General features: G+C 57.8%; 14 protein-coding genes and 6 pseudogenes. 5 read left to right on the top strand and 15 right to left on the bottom strand.

The genetic code is table 11. The features are described from left to right. The first annotated feature begins 66 nt into the window (after window positions 1-66). Entirely contained in the window at window positions 67-963 is an 897-nt protein-coding gene (locus tag AYM40_RS04910; RefSeq protein ID WP_063497844.1) for a LysR family transcriptional regulator, read from the top strand. A gap of 645 nt (window positions 964-1608) precedes the next feature. On the opposite strand, the pseudogene AYM40_RS04900 reads toward AYM40_RS04910, so the two are convergent. Continuing rightward, window positions 1609-1851: pseudogene (locus AYM40_RS04900) on the bottom strand (transposase domain-containing protein); the annotation flags it as partial. Window positions 1852-2120: 269 nt separating this feature from the next. On the opposite strand from AYM40_RS04900, the gene AYM40_RS04895 reads away from it, so the two are divergent. From AYM40_RS04895 to AYM40_RS04885, 3 genes are read left to right on the top strand one after another with little or no spacing between them, the layout of a single operon-like run. After that, window positions 2121-3209 carry a site-specific integrase gene (locus tag AYM40_RS04895; RefSeq protein WP_236720895.1) on the top strand — a complete coding sequence of 363 codons (1089 nt, stop codon included), beginning with the start codon at window positions 2121-2123 and terminating at the stop codon, window positions 3207-3209. Then, window positions 3206-4153, top strand: coding sequence for a tyrosine-type recombinase/integrase (locus AYM40_RS04890; protein WP_063495243.1), 948 nt, complete (start codon window positions 3206-3208; stop codon window positions 4151-4153). The genes AYM40_RS04895 and AYM40_RS04890 overlap by 4 nt, the downstream gene beginning before the upstream one ends. After that, window positions 4150-5145: a tyrosine-type recombinase/integrase gene (locus tag AYM40_RS04885; protein WP_063495242.1), complete on the top strand. Its 996-nt coding sequence runs from the start codon at window positions 4150-4152 to the stop codon at window positions 5143-5145. Before AYM40_RS04890 ends, AYM40_RS04885 begins: the two co-directional genes overlap by 4 nt. A gap of 44 nt (window positions 5146-5189) precedes the next feature. On the opposite strand, the pseudogene tnpC reads toward AYM40_RS04885, so the two are convergent. The 12 genes and pseudogenes from tnpC to AYM40_RS41825 form a co-directional block, all read right to left on the bottom strand. Continuing rightward, window positions 5190-6536 (bottom strand): annotated as a pseudogene (gene tnpC, locus AYM40_RS04880) (IS66 family transposase); the annotation flags it as partial. A gap of 62 nt (window positions 6537-6598) precedes the next feature. Then, window positions 6599-6955 (bottom strand): IS66 family insertion sequence element accessory protein TnpB, encoded by a 357-nt coding sequence (gene tnpB / locus AYM40_RS04875; protein ID WP_148662106.1) that lies wholly within the window; start codon window positions 6953-6955, stop codon window positions 6599-6601. Then, on the bottom strand, window positions 6931-7278 hold the full coding sequence (locus AYM40_RS04870) for a transposase (RefSeq protein WP_148662105.1): 348 nt from the start codon (window positions 7276-7278) through the stop codon (window positions 6931-6933). Before AYM40_RS04870 ends, tnpB begins: the two co-directional genes overlap by 25 nt. A gap of 77 nt (window positions 7279-7355) precedes the next feature. After that, entirely contained in the window at window positions 7356-8255 is a 900-nt protein-coding gene (locus tag AYM40_RS04865; protein ID WP_063495240.1) for an AraC family transcriptional regulator, read from the bottom strand. A gap of 347 nt (window positions 8256-8602) precedes the next feature. Beyond that, complete coding sequence (locus AYM40_RS41255; protein WP_158515240.1) at window positions 8603-8770, bottom strand: hypothetical protein; 168 nt, start codon at window positions 8768-8770, stop codon at window positions 8603-8605. Between the two features lie 222 nt (window positions 8771-8992). Then, window positions 8993-9916 (bottom strand): annotated as a pseudogene (locus tag AYM40_RS04860) (IS3 family transposase); the annotation flags it as partial. 15 nt (window positions 9917-9931) lie between these two features. Next, complete coding sequence (locus tag AYM40_RS04855; protein WP_063495238.1) at window positions 9932-11287, bottom strand: IS110 family transposase; 1356 nt, start codon at window positions 11285-11287, stop codon at window positions 9932-9934. Window positions 11288-11518: 231 nt separating this feature from the next. Next, window positions 11519-11779, bottom strand: a pseudogene (locus tag AYM40_RS04850) (transposase); the annotation flags it as partial. 98 nt (window positions 11780-11877) lie between these two features. Further along, complete coding sequence (locus AYM40_RS04845; RefSeq protein ID WP_063495237.1) at window positions 11878-12939, bottom strand: MFS transporter; 1062 nt, start codon at window positions 12937-12939, stop codon at window positions 11878-11880. Window positions 12940-12954: 15 nt separating this feature from the next. Further along, window positions 12955-13923 (bottom strand): IS5 family transposase, encoded by a 969-nt coding sequence (locus AYM40_RS04840; protein WP_063495236.1) that lies wholly within the window; start codon window positions 13921-13923, stop codon window positions 12955-12957. Window positions 13924-14005: 82 nt separating this feature from the next. After that, a pseudogene (locus AYM40_RS38015) lies at window positions 14006-14305 on the bottom strand (MFS transporter); the annotation flags it as partial. Between the two features lie 482 nt (window positions 14306-14787). Beyond that, window positions 14788-15015 carry a hypothetical protein gene (locus AYM40_RS41825; RefSeq protein WP_063495235.1) on the bottom strand — a complete coding sequence of 76 codons (228 nt, stop codon included), beginning with the start codon at window positions 15013-15015 and terminating at the stop codon, window positions 14788-14790. 579 nt (window positions 15016-15594) lie between these two features. On the opposite strand from AYM40_RS41825, the gene AYM40_RS39920 reads away from it, so the two are divergent. Further along, window positions 15595-15912, top strand: a complete 318-nt coding sequence (locus AYM40_RS39920) for a hypothetical protein (protein ID WP_063495234.1) — start codon at window positions 15595-15597, stop codon at window positions 15910-15912. Here the strand turns inward: AYM40_RS39920 and AYM40_RS38010 are convergent. Together AYM40_RS38010 and AYM40_RS04825 are read right to left on the bottom strand one after the other, a co-directional pair. Beyond that, window positions 15905-16122, bottom strand: a pseudogene (locus AYM40_RS38010) (IS3 family transposase); the annotation flags it as partial. The gene AYM40_RS39920 and the pseudogene AYM40_RS38010 sit on opposite strands and share 8 nt — an antisense overlap. A gap of 70 nt (window positions 16123-16192) precedes the next feature. Next, window positions 16193-17080 carry a LysR family transcriptional regulator gene (locus tag AYM40_RS04825; RefSeq protein ID WP_063495233.1) on the bottom strand — a complete coding sequence of 296 codons (888 nt, stop codon included), beginning with the start codon at window positions 17078-17080 and terminating at the stop codon, window positions 16193-16195. Window positions 17081-17092 lie beyond the last annotated feature (12 nt).

Genomic DNA, 17092 nt, shown 5'->3' with positions numbered 1-17092 from the left:
CTGGTTGCGGAGCGAGAGGTACTTGCTCACAATCGCCGAAGAGCCAAAAAATAAATGGGGCACACCATGGAAATCAGACAGTTGAAATACTTCGTCGCCGTCGCGGAAGCGGGAGGTTTTGGAACCGCGGCGCAGAGGTTGCACGTATCACAGCCACCGCTCACACGTCAGATCCAGGCTCTTGAGCGCGACATTGGGGCAAAGCTCTTCGAGCGGTCGGCGCGAGGTGTTGAACTTACCGCTGCGGGAAAGGTGTTTCTTGACGACGCACGTCAGTTGCTCGCGCTTGTGCAGCGGTCTTCTCGCCGATCGCAAGCTGCGGCCAGAGGCGAATCGGGTGAACTGAATCTCGTCTACTTTGGGACTGCTGTCTTTGAGACAGTTCCGGCGTTCGTCAGGACTTTCCTTGCGACGTATTCCGACGCCACCATCTCCGTGGCTCACATGACCAAGGAGGCTCAGCTGGAATCTCTCCTCTCAGGAGTGGTGGATATTGGATTCGGGCGTTTCTATCCGGTGACAGAAGGCGTGACGAGCTGGAACATTGGGTCGGAGACGCTTCACGTCGCCGTTGCGGACCCTTGGGACACACGCGTTGCCGGTGCCCGTGTAGTGGCAGACCTGGTCGATGTGCCCATCATCCTGTATCCACGCGGCGATCGACCAAGTTTCGCCGACAAGGTAGTTTCCATGTTTAGAACGGAAGGGGTGGAGCCAAAAATAGCAGCCGAGGTCGAAGACGTCACTGCGGCCCTTGCACTGACTGCCGCCGGGACAGGCGCTGCATTGGTGCCAGCGTCAGTCGCACATGTTCGATGGCCGGGCGTGACATTCATTGAGCTTGAACCAAAGAAGCTGTCAGTCCCGATCAACTGCGTGTTTCGCACACATCGCAGAGCTCCGATTGTTGACTCGGCGTTACAGGTCGTTGCCCTCCTTGCTAAAGGAATGAGCAAGCGCTAAAGTCACCCGGCTAGTTGCCGGAGTATGCGCTCATCGGATTTCAACATTGGCGGCAGCGTGGCCTGAAGGAAATCGATCCAGCTACGCACGTTGGCGCTTAGATATCTTCGAGAAGGGAATTGCGCGTACACGGTCATTTTCTCCAGCGTGTACGGCGCGAGCACACGAACCATGGAACCCCGGCGCAAGTCGTCGAGTGCGGCGGCAGGAGACGCTCCGGGACCGCCCGCGCTAACCGCGTACGCGGCCTTGGCACTATTGAAGATATATGCCCCTGCACATATACAGCGGATCATTTGGACAGCAGGTAGACCCCGCGGATTGTTGCGAGAGTTGCCCTGGTGTCGTGCTGGGCAGCCGATGTGCCAATCTACTGGCTCGGGGACGCATGGGCACTCCCCACCGTCTCTTGCGCCACGTTGGGGGCAGTTAGATACCCACAATCGAATGCACCATGACAGGTCCCATTCGGTTAGCAGAGCGACCAGTATGACCGGTTGGAATCCCCGTGTTTCAGCTCTAAATGCGAGATTGAATACCAGGCACCTTTGCCTCACTTATTTATCCAGAATGTCAGCTGAAGAGTGTGCGCCCGAAGCTTTACGGTAAGCGGCCGGTCATCCCATCTTGACGGCAGCGTTCGGTTCAGGCCTGCAGAGACGGCTGCCAGCGATGTGGCAGGAGTTCTTCGAGGCGGCTTGCGGGCTGCGTCGGCAGTCGCGTAAGCACGTCCTTGAGATACGCGTACGGATCATGGCCGTTGAGTTTCGCCGACTGGATCAAACTCATGGCCGCAGCTGCGCGTCGGCCAGCACGCAGAGAACCCGCGAACAACCAGTTGTTGCGACCGATGGCGATTGGACGTATCTGATTCTCACACCAGTTATGCCGATTCCCGGATTATGCCGCGTCAAGGTCCCAAAGAGCATCGAACACGCCCCTGTGTGATTGTCGAGCCGGCATAATCCGTATGATTTCTCAGGCTGGCTGTTACGCTGGCCAGGAGAAATCAAATGAAGGCGATACACACAGTCAGCGCATCGGGCGGGCTGCCCGCCCGTCACATTGATACATTCCTTGATCGTCTACGGACGGCACGTTATTCCGAAGTAACGCTTCTCAAGAAACGAAGGGTTTTGTCTGCCTTCTCTCGGTGGATGAAGAGCACGAACGTCGGACTGGTTGACCTTGATGAGTCCGCTACGGCTTGTTTCACGGAGCGCCTGACCGACGCTCCTGAAGCGCGTGTTCAGTTCGAGCTTGCCGTGTTACGGTCGTTTCTTGCCTATCTGCGTGACGAAGCCATCGTGCTCTCGTCGACATTGGGCGACCAATCTGCGATCACCCATATCTACGAGCGGTACCTGGACTACCTGCGGCAGGATCGTGGACTTGCGAAGAACTCGGTGCTCGTCTACGGGCCCTTCATTCGCGACTTCCTCAACAGCCAGGATGTCGGCGACGGCGACATATTGCCCGATGCATTCGACGCCATGACGATCCGGAATCACATCCTTACCCGCAGCAAAGGCCGGTCGGCGGAGTACACGCGGCTGATGACGGTGGCCCTTCGCTCGTTTTGCCATTTCCTCTTTCTGCATGGCGAGACGGCACGAGACCTGTATGAGTCGGTGCCTTCGGTTCGCAAGTGGCGGCAGTCAACTGTGCCAACGTTCCTCACGCCTGAGCAGGAAGAGGTCCTGATTGCAACTGCTGATCGGTCGACTCCACGCGGGAGCCGTGATTATGCCGTCCTGCTGTTGCTGGCGCGGCTCGGTTTGCGTGCCGGAGAGATCGTCGCGCTTGAACTAGGCGACATCCACTGGCGTTCCGGAGAACTCGTCGTTCATGGTAAGGGGCAAATGGTCGAGCATCTCCCGCTGCCATCCGAGGTTGGAGAGGCGATTGCCATGTACCTTCGCGACGATCGAGGTGCGAGCGCATCGCGACGGGTCTTCCTTCGCATGTGGGCACCGCGCGTCGGTCTGGCGGGACCGGCGGCGATTGGCCACATTGTTCGTCTGGCTTTCGCTCGTGCCGGATTCCGTCCCGCGTGCCGTGGCGCCGCGCATCTATTCCGCCACGGTCTGGCGACGACGATGATTCGCCATGGTGCGTCGATCGCGGAAATCGCTGAGGTCTTACGGCACCGCTCACAGGACAGTACCGCGATCTATGCAAAGGTTGCGTTTGAGGATCTGCGCAGGGTAGCACGCCCGTGGCCCACGACGGGAGGTGCAATATGACTGCGATCCGTGACTCCCTCGCTCGGTACGTCGCAGTGCGCCGGGCGCTCGGGGCGAAATTCTATGAACCTGCATTGGCACTCGGTCATTTCGTTGATCTTCTGGAACACGAAGGTGCCGAGTTCATCACCACCGATCTGGCTCTTCGCTGGGCAACGACGCCCGTACTCGTCGAACGCGCTACCTGGGGGCGGCGTCTCTCCCAGGTGAGAGGATTCGCCAAGTGGATGAACGCCATCGACAGTCGGAATGAGATTCCTCCAGCAGGACTCCTGAGTGCCCGCCGACGGCGCAATCCTCCGCATATTTACACGGAACAGGAAATTACCCTGCTCATGACTCATGCTGCGCGGCTACGCTCGCGCACAGGCTTGCGAGCACTGGCCTATACGACGCTCATCGGGCTTCTCGCAGCGACCGGCCTCAGACCAGGCGAAGCCCTTTCGCTCGACCGGTGCGACGTTGATCTCGTGAACGGAATACTCTCCGTTCGGGAATCGAAGTTCGGCAAATCGCGCTTTGTTCCTGTCGAAGAGTCGACCCGCGAGGCACTCGAACGCTACGCGCAGAGTCGCGACCAACTCTGCCCTCTACGGGTGAGTGAAGCGTTCCTGGTGGGTGAGCGTGGTATTAGACTGAACGCCAGCGCTGTGCGCAACATGTTCGTCAGAATGTCGCGTGCGGTCGGTCTACGGCCAGCGACAAAGGATGGCCGGGCAGGTTACGGCCCACGGCTCCAGGACTTTCGACACAGTTTCGCGACTGGAAGGCTGGTTGCATGGTATCGCGCCGGACTGGACGTGAGCCGGGAATTGCCGAAACTTGCCGCCTACCTTGGACATGTCAACGTTGGTCTTACGTACTGGTACATCGAAGCGGTTCCGGAGTTGCTTGAACTTGCGGCAGGCTATCTCAGCAGGAACTGTCCGGGAGAGTGGCCATGAACGCCGCCGGCCTTCCATCCCTCGTCCAGCGTTTCTTTACCCAGCGCTTGCTCGAGCAGCAAGGTCTGAGTTCGCACACGGTGGCGAGTTACCGCGACACGTTCCGGTTGCTGCTGGCGTTCGCCATGAAGCATATCGGGCGCGTGCCGTCAAAACTGCGGATCGAAGACTTCGACGCGTCGTTGATCGAGAAATTCCTTCAGCACCTTGAACAGGACAGGGGAAATTCAGTGCGGACACGTAATACGCGCCTCGCCGCTGTGCATGCCTTCTTCCGGTTCGTCGCGGTCAGCGAGCCCGCGCTGTTCCTGCAATGTCAGCGCATCCTTGCGATTCCATCCAAACGCTGTGAACACGGCCCCGTCGAGTTTCTCACCGAGAGCGAGGCCGCATCCCTGGTAGCTGCACCCGATGTACGAACATGGATCGGCAACCGCGACCGAACGCTGCTTCTTGTAGCGGTTCAAACGGGTCTGCGCAACAGCGAACTGACCTCTCTCAGGCGTCAGGATGTGGTGCTCGGCACAGGCGCCCACGTCCGTTGCCTCGGCAAAGGCAGAAAGATGCGATGCACTCCGCTGCGACCGGATGTCGTTGCCGTCCTGAAAGAATGGCTACGGTATCAACCAGGCGAACCAGATGATCCTGTCTTCCCCAGTTCGCGCGGCGGTCATCTCAGTGCCGATGCTCTTCAGCGACTCGTGTCACGCAACGTCGAAATCGCGCGTCTCTCGTGCCCCTCGCTGAAGAAAAAATCAGTAACGCCCCACACGCTTCGGCACGCGGCCGCGATGAGCCTGTTGCATCACGGCGTAGACCTGACCGTGATCGCGCTCTGGCTCGGACATGAATCATCTGAGACGACCCAGATCTACCTGCACGCCGACATGCGGCTCAAGGAACGCGCGCTTGCGCACGCCAATGCGAGCGGCATTGCGCCGACGCGTTACAAACCTCCCGACCCCTTGCTTGCCTTCCTGGAGGGCCTTTGATAATGCCGACAATCCGAGCGACCCGGAACAGGGATCCGCCCAACTGATGCGCCCGTGGCTTCGGGACGCGGCATAATCCGGGAATCGGCATAACTGGTGTCAATCGGCACCTGCGGATCGTCGAGGTAACGCGTCAACGCCACCCATCGGCGCAAACTGTAGTCCAGAGCTTTGGCGATGGCTGAGCCTTCACTCACCCGCACGCGTTGCTGTGTCATCCACGCATGGAGTGCCTCAGCAATGGGACGCGCTCGCTGTTGCCGGATATCCAGGCGTTCGTTCGGAGCGAGCTGCTGTACCTCCCGTTCGATCTCGTAGAGCTGACCGATGTACTGAAGCGCATCCCGTGCAATCTCGCTCTTGCTGGCCGTATGCAGATCGTAGAACTTGCGCCGCGCGTGCGCCATGCAACCGAGCTCGGTCACGCCCTGTGCAAACAGTGCTTTATAGCCGGTGAAGTCATCGCAGACGAGTTGCCCTCGCCAGTCTCCCAGGAAGTCCCTCGCGTGTTCACCCGCCCGACTGTCAGCGAAGTCGTAGACGACCGCCTTCAGATCCTCGAAGGCCCCGGGGCAATAGGTCCATAGATAAGCTCTTTGTGTCTTGCCCTTACCGGGACTGAGCATCGCGACAGGCGTCTCATCGGCGTGCATCACCCGATGCCGCAGCATCTGTTCCTTGAGTGCGTCGACCAGCGGCTGCAATTGCACTCCGCACATGCCGACCCACTGCGCCAGTGTCGAGCGCGGGATGGCGAGACCGGCGCGCCCGAAGATCCCTTCCTGCCGATACAACGGCAGATGGTCGCCGTATTTGGCGACCAGCACCTGTGCCAGCAACCCGGCAGTGGGGATGCCCTTGTCGATCACCTGAGCCGGAACCGGTGCCTGAATCAGGGTCTCGCACCTGGCGCACACCCACTTGCCGCGCACATGACGCTCGACGGTAAACACGCCCGGTGTGTAGTCCAGCTTCTCGCTGACGTCCTCGCCGATGCGCCTGAGCTGGCAGCCGCAACCGCAGGTTGTCGACTCCGGTTCGTGACGAACTTCGATACGCGGCAGGTTTGCCGGCAGCGGCATACGGCGGGGTTTGTTCGGGATCGCGTCGGCCTTCGACTGGGCGGCCAGTTGTTCGATCTCTTGCTCAATGGCGACCAGATCGGCATCGATGGCTTCGTCCAGCAGGCTCTGCTGCTCTGCGCCAAGCTTCTCGCTGCGTGCGGCGAATTTCCACCGCTTGAGCACCGCCATCTCATGGGTGAGTTGAGCGATGCGGGCATCCTTGAAGCGCAGTTCGCTGTCCCGGGCACGCACTTCCGACATCAACTCCATAGCCAGGGCCCGCAGTTGCGCGGCGTCCATGTCCTGGAGTTGGGTCGTATCGATCATGCCCGTTATTGTGCCAGCGGGCCGCCAGCGCCTGAATTGGCACGAGCACCGATTGTCCGTCGCTAGATCACACGGATCACGCCGTCCTCGCCGATACGTTGCCAGGGCAACCCCAGCACGAGGGCGGCGAGTTGTTCCTGCGTCATTGACTGTTGGGTGCCCAGTCCGGGCTGCGGCCACACGAAGCGGCCCCTGTTCAGGCGCCTCGCCGCGAGCCAGATACCGACGCCGTCATGGACCAGCACCTTCATGCGGGTGGCGCGGCGATTGGCGAACAGGTAGGCGTGATGAGGGCGCGCGGCACCAAACACCTGCACGACCCGGGCGAGTGCAGTGTCGGTGCCTGCACGCATGTCTAGCGGATCGATCGCCAGCCACACCGCATCGATACGGATCACTTGAGCCAGGTGCGCAACCACGTCGCGCACTCGCTGGCCGCCTGCACCGGCCAGCTCACCGTGATGACACTGCCGCCACGCCGTACTTCAACGCGGATATCGCCCGGCGTCGACTGGGGCAACGACAGCGGCATGAAGCCGCCGGCAAGTTCTATACGTGCGGGAACGACCTCTGCCTCGTTCGCAGCGCACTCGGCCTGGCGCAGCCAGCGGTGAACGAGGTTTGCGTTGATGCCGTGTTCCAATGCCACGGCCGCGATTGATGCACCGGGTTGGCGGCAGGCGTCGACTACCGCCGCCTTCAGTTCTGCCCCATGTGTACGACGAATTCTCTTTACTTCCATAGTGTCCACCTGGCTATCCTGGTGGACACTATCCTCACGTGCTATACCGCTTCGTTCAAGATGGGTTCGCCGTGCGCTTACGCTTTACGGTAGGCTGCTGGCGTCGTACCCACTCGACGGCGAAACGCGTTGGTTAAGTGCTCCTGATGTGAAAATCCGCAATCCAGGGCAATATCGGCTATCGGACGATCTGTTCTCGCAAGTAATCGCTTCGCCGACTCTATGCGACGACTTAATACGAACTGGTAAGGAGACTGTCCGAGAGCAGCGTTGAACCGCCGCACGAAATGCGACGCGCTCATGCCCGCCAGCGCGCACAACTGGGAAAGACTGATCTCCTCACACAGATTTACATCGACATACTCCGTAATCGCATGCAATCTGACCGGCGACAAAGGTGGACACTGTAATTTTCCTTGTGTAGACACGTATCGTTTTAGCTGGCGCGAAATCAACCGTTCGGATATCGCCAAGGCCAACGTGTCGATGTAGAGTCCGACACCTTTGGCTTTTGACTCCATCAGCCGCGAAACCTCGGTGCCAATTTCGAGTAGCAAAGCATCCTGAACGCACATTTCCGGTAGAAGTTGCATCGCCTCTATTCCATCCCCACCCCTTTCGCGTAAGCATGCGTCGAACACATCGCCATGCAGATACAGATGCATCGTCTCGACGCTGGACTCGAGATTAATGCCGAATCCGCGGTGCGCCGGCCAGAAGTAGATCCCGCCCGCTGGTACGTTTCGTCGAATTGCCTTGTCTCCCGCATATCCGCTTACGCGAGCACCACCGTTTCTGTGAAATACGAGCAAATGATGCCGAACCGGGTCTATATCGGCTTGGAACGGAAATTCATATTGGACGGAAGCAAACAACGAATCCCAGCCGAGATTAGCGCTTGAATAGCATAGGCTGCATGTCGATCGGCGCAGTATGCCGCGCGAATCTTCGTCACGAATCGGATCTATGTGTGCCAATTCGATACTCCTTACACTTACAACCAACAGAGGTACGCCGGGACATCGTTATCCGTCGGTGAATCACGACTCTGGACAAGCACCACTCGCGCAACCGACCCTACGCGAAATTCGTCTTCCCCTCAAACTTCCTGGCCAGCTACGACATCGAACACCTGCACTTCACGGCCGGCCTCACATACCATACGCCATACGGGGCATCGCACGAACCTAGTTTCCCAAGGGCGGCAGGTTGCGGAGAAATGCGCACGGCCGGGCTGCGTTCGAGGCTGCCCCGCCCCCCGTAACAGTCCTCGCCAAACAAGAAATAGCGATACCAAAGATGCAGTTCGCCCATGCGTTCTTTTTCATTCGTGCACTGAGCAAGGGTCGAACGGAAGCTTGAACTCCCTGCCGTTGAATTCCACGACCTCATAAAATCCGCCCACCGCAATCCGGATGTCGGGTGGGCTTCTTCGATGCGCGATTTCATGGTGTAGATCCGGAATGTCGTCAACGCGATTGTGTTCGATCATTGCTGCAAGGTTTCCGCTGTATCGGTGGATTTGTTTTACGGCGCAAGCTCCATGTCGCCAAGGAGTTCCCGGTCGCTACACCCACCGCGTCGCGCGACCTCTAACAACCCTCACAACATCGTCACGCGATTGAGTCCTCTTCCGCTTCTTACTGGCTCGATCACTGTCTCCTTAAATAACAGTGACCTTGCCCCCGTTCCGCGAATCCCATAACCGAGGGAATTATGCGGCTCGTCCCTGCTGAGCCGCGAACCAGTTTTTCTCGAATGTCATGGGACTGACGTAGTCGAGTGTCGAGTGCAACCGGCGTGCATTGTAAAAGCTCAGCCAGTCAATCACCTCATCCATTGCAGCACGCCGCGTGGTGAAGTGTCGTCCATGCATACGAGCTACCTTCAGCGAACCCCACAGGCTTTCCGTCGGCGCGTTGTCCCAGCAATCGCCGCGTCGGCTCATCGACGAGCGCATGCCGTAGGCCTTCAGCGTGTCCTGGAACAGGCCGCCGCAATACTGGCTGCCCCGGTCGCTATGCACGATTACACCAGCCTCGGGGCGACGCCGGAACCACGCCATGCGTAGCGCGTCTGTGACCAACTCCGCTTTCATGTGCGGCTGCATCGACCAGCCCACCACCTGCCGGCTGAACATGTCGATGATGACCGCGAGGTACACCCAGCCTTCGGCTGTCGCCAGATAGGTAATATCGCTCGTCCAGACCTGATTCGGCGCCGACGCCGTGAAGTCGCGCCCCAGTAGATTCGGTGCAACCGGCAGGTTGTGATTCGAGTTCGTCGTCGCGATGTACTTGCGCTTGTGCCGTGCACGAATGCCATGCTGCGCCATCAGCTTGCGAACCCGCTCCTTGCCCACGCGCACGCCGCGCGCGAGCAGTTCCTTCCACATGCGCGGCCAGCCGTATTCGCCCTTGACCTGCGCGTGAGTCGCCTTGATGTGCGCGAGCAGGGCATCGTTGCTCATGTAGCCTCTTTGCGGCTTGTCCTTGGCGCTGCGTTGCTGGCGCTGATGATATCCGCTGGGGCTGACTTCGAGCGCTTCACACAGTACTGAAACTGGCCAGTGGTGTCGATTCCGGTCAATGAACGCGCACTTCACATCGACTCCTTCGCGAAGTACGCTGCGGCTTTCCTAAGAAACACACCTTCACGCTGGCGAGTCCTGAGGTTGCAGTGAATACCCAAATTGCGCCGCGCGGCGATGAAGCTGTTTGATGACGCGGTCCCTGTACTGCTGCTCGTAATGATCCGCACCCGGGTCGCGATAGTCCATGCCATAGCGCATCGCGTTATAAAACAGGACAGCGATCTTGCGCGCCGTCGCGGTCACGGCCTTGGCGTTGCCGATGCGCCCGGCGAGGCGCCGGTAGAATGCACCAAGCGCGGTATTGCTTCTTCCAACGGTCACCGCCGCAAGCCTCAGGGCGACTGTGATGCGACTGCTTGTTTTGCGCGTGTGCGATGACAGCACCTTGCCACCGCTGATCTTGCAGCCGGGCGAAAGCGTGAGCCATGAAGTGAAATGTTTGGCGGTTGGCCATCGGCTCAAGTCCGTTCCACATTCGCCAATCAGGCGCAGTGCAAGGAATGGGCCGATGCCGTGAATTTGCGTCAGGTCGGTCCCCGCCAGTTGGTACATGGCCGTGCGCACATCAAAGTTGGGATCGCTGGGCAGCTTGCTGCGATGCTTCGCCTTCGGCAACGGCGCATCCGGAATCGGGTGAGCGATATTGAGAATCGCGACAGCGCGTTCGATCTCAACATCGCACTCGTCGATACACCGCTGGTAAAAGTCATACAGCGCAAGCGCCTGCTTCAAGGCGAATACGTGCTCGGGCTGGTAGTTGCCCACCAGTGCACTACGAATGGTCTCAAGGCTTTCCTTGCAGCGGACGTCGCGCATCGCCGCCAGCCGGTCTGGATCGCGTTCGCCGGCGACGATCGCGCGGACGATCCGCATTCCAGTGACGCCCGTGATATCCGTGATCACGTGGTGCAACTGGATATTCATGAAGGTCAGCGCTTTCTGCATGTGCTGGATATGCGCGGCGGCATAGTCAGTATGCCTTTCGCGGCAACGCAGGTATGCGCGTAATTCCGCGATGTCGCGCCCAGGCCGGAAACTTGCCCGTAGTAGCCCACACGCGTGCAGTCGCTGCAGCCATTGTGCGTCGTTGACATCACTCTTTCTTCCAGGGACTGCGCGCGCCTCGCGTGCATTGGCAAGAACGACTTCAAGGCCCCGGGACTCCAGCACCTCGTAGGCGGCGACCCAGTACACGCCGGTCGATTCCATCACAACCGTCTTTGTGCCGGTCGCGACGAGCCAGTCCGCCATGCGTTGCAAATCGCTCGTAAATGCCTGGAATGTCTGCACCGGCTCGTCGCACAGATCTGGACTCACGGCGACAACATGGAACCGTGAACCGATATCAATACCGGCTGCAAACGGATGAATGATCGGCAACCCTGAGGGCTTGGATCGTGTTCGGTCTTTTGGCATCACCCACCTCCTGGATAATCAGGCGCAGGACGGGGACTCGGAATAGATCAATTTCCTAAACGGGGTCGCCCGAAGACGCCGCCACAGATGAGTCCGCAGCTTCCCCTGGGCCAGGTTTTTTGACGGGGTTCATACCTCCAAGAAGCTTACGGCCACTGTCTCTGCGTGCATCGAGTGTACTCCCCGGGAGTTTCTACTCATGAGGGGCGCGCGCAAGCGCGTAGGGCGGTTTTTTAAAATATCCCGCTCCATCTTCAGGCGAGCCACTTCCGCACGCAGCCGCGCCAGTTCCATCTGTTCTGGGCTCACAGGCTTCGTGCCAGCGCCCGCCAGCCTGCCTTCCCGCTCAGCCTTTATCCAGTTGTACAGCGTCTGTTCAACAACACCCAGTGTCGCCGCCACGGCCGCCATGCTTTGTCCGGCCTTGACCAGTCGCACGGCTTCCAGCTTGAATTCGAGCGTGTACTGTGCCCGCTTTGCCTTGCCTGTCATCGTTCTTCTCCTTGCTTGAGTTTACCTGCTCAGCAAGGGATTCGTTTTTCGGGGGCAAGCTCACAGTTCATGAACAAAGCGAAGCGATACGAGGAGGATCAGGTGGTCAAAACCTTCGTTTGAACACCATCCACGGAGAAAACGCACCGCGTAACACTGAGTGCGCAAACTGCCGCGACGACGATCACCGGAATGCTTGTTGCGAGAAGCATGGAAGAACTTTGTCCATTCGCGAGGAGCTGTCCGGCTGCCAGCGGTCCGATGATTGGTGCGAGCCTGCCGACCGCTACTGTCGCGCCTACGCATGTACCACGCACGTGAGTTGGGTATGCCATCCCGGTCACGGCGTAAAGAATCGCCTGGGCTCCAGTAAGAAAAAAGCCCGCCAACAATCCGCCCAAAGCCATCGAGGTACTGCCGGTCGCGCCAGCAAGGATTGCAAGGGAAAGTGCGATACCAACATAAGCGCCGAGCAAGGTGGGCTTGCTACCGATACGATCCATCAAGGTTGCAATGACAACCGATCCGGCCGCAGCGCCCAAGGTAAGAAGCACTTGAACAACACCCGCTTGCTCGTGCGTTAGACCACGGGCCTGAACCATGTATGGCAGCCAGTTGATCAAAAAGTAGATTACGATCAGCGTACCAAGGTAGCTGGTCCACAACGCGAGAGTAATGCGCGCGCGTCCTTCCTTCCAAAGGGCCTGCGAAACGCTCACCGGCTTATCGCGAGTGTCGTGCTCATCACGTTTGATACGTGACGTTTCCTTCATAAAGACTGCAAGAAGCACCAACACCAGCAAAGGCCCGAATCCCCCAACAAAAAAGATATTTCGCCACTCGTGCTCGCCCGGGCTGATCATTCCAATGACAGTTGCGAGAACAGCGCCCGTAGGCATCCCGCAGTACATTGCACCGACCGCCGTACCGCGTCGCTCGACGCTTGCCACCTCGGTACATAGTGCGATCAGGGTTGGCATTGCGGCACCCAGACCCAAGCCCGTCAATAACCGCACCGTCAAAAGGGCGTTAATCTCGCTAAGGAAGCTCTGCACAACTAGCTTTGAAGCGTTACCTTTCACATCGAGCGCAACCTCGGCGTTCAGATTTTTGTTGGTGAGCTGATTGCGAGGGGTTTTCCGCGCTCCGGAGCGCTCCAACCAGACATATGGCCTTCATCGGCCCGGTGTTTCAAGCTTGCGCAAAGCTCTGCGAGCCATCCATAAATTGCCCAAAGCAAACAGCGTGGTGATCTGGGCGATGTTCTTCGGCAAACCACGATAGCGCGTCTTCATGTAACCGAACTGCCGCTTGAGGATGCGAAACGGGTGTTCGACCTTGGCCCGAATACCCGCCTTCAGGCGTTCGATCTGATCGTATATCGCGTCCAACGAATCACTCAGATCCAGTTTCCTGCGCTTTGCCGGTCGCATTGCAACATGCCAACGCACCGCCTCAGGCTCACAACGCTTTTCGATACCCTGATATCCGGCGTCCGCGTACACATCCGTTTCTTCACCATGCAGCAACGTCTGGGCTACGGTAATGTCGTGAACATTGGCCGCCGTTCCAATGACCGTATGGACCAGGCCCGAATCGGCGTCCACGCCGATATGCATTTTCATCCCGAAGTACCAGTTGCCACCTTTCTGCGTTGATTGCATTTCAGGATCGCGCGTGCCGGAGCCATTCTTTGTCGAACTGGGCGCGGCGATCAGGGTGGCGTCGACTGCCGACCCAGCCTTAAGCATCAGGCCTTTCTCCGTCAGGATTTCATTGACCAGCGCCAGCATTTGCACCGCCAGACCGTGCGTTTCCAGCAGATGGCGGAACCGGAGAATCGTGCTTTCATCCGGCAAGCGGACCATCCCGCCGTCGAGACCCGCGAACTCGCGATACAGCGGCACGTCATAGAGTGCCTCTTCCATGGCAGGGTCTGACAGACCGAACCATTGCTGCATGAAATGAATCTGCAGCATCGTCGCAATCGGGAACGGCGGCCGACCGGTTTTGCCCGTGGGATAGTGCGGCTCGATCAGCGCAATCAGCTTCAACCAGGGCACAACGCGTCGCATCTCATCGAGAAATTCCCGCTTGCGCGTGCGCTTCGTTGACAGATCCAGACCAAGACCAAGTTGCGTCATTACACTGCTCCCCACCTAATTGGCTCTGCTTCCAGGATAGCTCAGCAGCAACGCAATGCCAGGACTTTTGCAGACCTTCCCTAACTTGCGTCGTTGCCAGCGAGAAAATGCCAAACAGTGCAGCAGACAGCATTAGCACTCGCTTTCGACCAATTCGATCAGCCAGCATCCCTCCGAAAACGGCGCCGGGAAGCATGCCAAGCCCTCCGAATCCAAAAACCCATCCTAGCTGCGCGGCACCGAGATGAAACTCGCGCGCTATGCGTGGAGCAACAACGCCGATCGACTGGAGATCGAGCCCCTCTAACAAAGCAGTCGCAAGACACAGTGATATCGTTAGATATCCTCCTATTTTATTCAACCCTGTTTCTGTAGGTTGCATAGTTTTCTCCAAGTTATATTTTTAAGTAGCGGCACTCACAGCGGCACATGCGTCGCAAGATACTTGCGTCATGTCGACCTCCACCTGGTGCCCATTGCAATCAACATTTCATAAGTTCGATCTAGCGTTATAGCAATGGGAAATCAGGTCGGGTCATCATATTTTGTCGGAATGCGAATCTTCCATGATGACTGGTCACAACGTCTGGGGGTCTTTGTAGGTGCCCACCGTTCATGCGTCTTCATCACGAAAAAAATGCTATTTTTATCAACATCAATTGAACAACCACGTTCTGCTGCGTGCGACGTAGCGAGTAAATGCTGGTGTGTTCGATCCTTCGCTTCGACATAACCATCGCCTCCTGAACTGCTCTTCCAACTGGCGGGAAGGCGAGTCTCGCAAACCCTCCGCTCAAATTAAAACGGATGATGCAATCCCACACGAAAAATGCCTTGCGATCACCCGTTTGATGGGCTAGTGACCTAGGTAATTTGCGCTGCCGTCACCGAACCGCCCGCTTTCATCAATTCGGCGGCGGCATAGATGTCTGTCCGTTTGGAAAGGGTCCGCAAAAAAGACCCATTGCCCCTCTGACTGGCGGTGTAGGTGATGCCCTTGTCAACGATTCCATATAACGTCACACTGCTCCGTCCATACGCCGATACGGATGCGACACATAGCGAAGCGACGACACACGGCAAGCCCTTCATCTCCAGTCTCCTCCCACATTTGGCTGCTTTCGTCCAAACATTGCAGATGGCGAGTGAAGCATCATTTCAATTTCATCGATCGCACAGGTTCAGCGGGCTGTTGAAATACACCTTGCCCATACCCAGCACACCATTCCAAAAGAGTTGCCGCGCTGGCCTAGTTCAATTTTACGTTTGGCATCCTTAATTCCTGCGGAGCTATGAAAATTTCGTCGCCAATATCTGCCTCTATCCCGCTTTCGCGGCAAGCGTAAGCATACGGATGAGGTTTTAGGACGTCTGAGTCAGCGGGAGCAATCGCTCGACCCGCTCGCGGCTGCGATACATCGCCTGCCGAATCACATCACCCGCCCTGCCCCAACCGACGGCCTACCGGATGCGTGTGCGCCTGCTGATCGCGTAGCTGGGTGAGGACCTGGTACGTCCGTCAATCGTCGAGCCGCAAGCTCGACCGTCGTTTCGTGCCGAATCCGGCATCACCCAATCTTGATCATGGAGCAGCAAGACTAACCTGAAATGAGACGCGTGATAATTAGCTATATCGTTCCCAGATATGTTCCCAGGAGTTGCAAATGAGCGATGTACCCGAAACGACACGCGCCCGCCGTATTTCCCAGTGTCATCGTCGATGTACCGTTTATCAACCGACAGGTTCATCCGTTGCAGGAAGGATTTGACGTCGTGTTTTCGGTGCTGCCCAAGCGACTCCCGGGAGCTGTGGAGGAGAAAATTGGCCTGTTCGAGCAGAACATCGTGAGAGGCAACGCTGAAGCACAGGGATCGTCACTCACCCGTTTAAGCGACCAGACATCGACGCCCGTCGTATGGCACGAGCGTATGAAAAGCACGCCGACAAACCCCAGGAAAGCAAACGTGGCAGGCACGCGCATGTCATGACTTCGGCATGATCCTGTCGAGCACCGGCGGGAGAGTCGCCGCGCTTCCCGGCACGATAGCCATTGACGCTCACGCAAAAGATCTCGCACAGAGCCGACGGCGGATCGTGCCGGCACTGTGCGTCAATCCAGGCAAACTTCACCGGTGGTACTTGGCGAAGAACGCTGCTACTCATTTTGCGATTTCCAGTTCCATTTGCAAGCGCTTGTTTAGACGCGAGGAACCGGAATTACCAAATTTTCAAAGGTAGCTCATTCAGCACACTAGAACACCAACAGGCTCATGCTTGTGGGTGCTCCAATATCTCACGCGCGATCGACAATAGTCCCTGAATGGGTTGTGCACCGAGTCGATAGTCAGGCACCATGGCTTTAAGCAGAAGCGGTTCAATACGCCATTCGGTTAGTAAAACCTTCAAATCAGTCTCCTCCGACTTATCGAGTAGTACGGACGGTACCAATGCAATGCCGGTGCCAGCTCTAACGAGCTTCATCAGTAGATCCATACTGTTGGTTGAAAAAACCGGCTGTATCCGGACCGTCGACTGATGGCCGTCGCGTGAAAAGGTCCAGTGTGTGCCGAACGGAGTAAAGACCACGCACTCGCAGCCCGTCAAGTCATCCGGACAGGTCGGTATGCGGCGATGCGCGTCCTCAGTGCCACCTATCACGATGCTCTGCTCAAACAGGCCAATTTTCTCCTCCACAACTCCCGGGAAGCGGGTGGGGAGCACCGAAAACACGACGTCAAATCCTTCCTGCAGTGGATGAACCTGTCGGTTGACAAACTGTGCATCGACGATGACACCGGGAAATCGCCGCCGAAATCTCAGAAATATTTCTTCGAATAGGGCTTCGAAAGGTGTTGTCGGACATTTGACTACCAAACGACCGGTATATTGCACACTTGGGTCGCTGGTCTGAGACAACATTTCGTCAACCTCGGCGAGCACACGTTTGATCGATCGAAGACGAATCTCACCGACATCGGTGAGTCCTATGTGTCGCGTGGTACGCGTGAATAGGGCGGCACCAAGGCGCCATTCAAGCTCGTTGATACGCTTGCTGACAGCGGTATGTGTGATCCCAAGACGACGCGCGGCAGCAGACAAGTTGCGTGTCTCGGCGACTAACACTGCGGCCCGCATCGTTTCGAGCATGTCGCTCATTTGCAACTCCTG

Source organism: Paraburkholderia phytofirmans OLGA172 (assembly GCF_001634365.1).
Taxonomy (GTDB): Bacteria; Pseudomonadota; Gammaproteobacteria; order Burkholderiales; family Burkholderiaceae; genus Paraburkholderia.
This window is presented reverse-complemented; position numbering and strand designations above follow the sequence as displayed.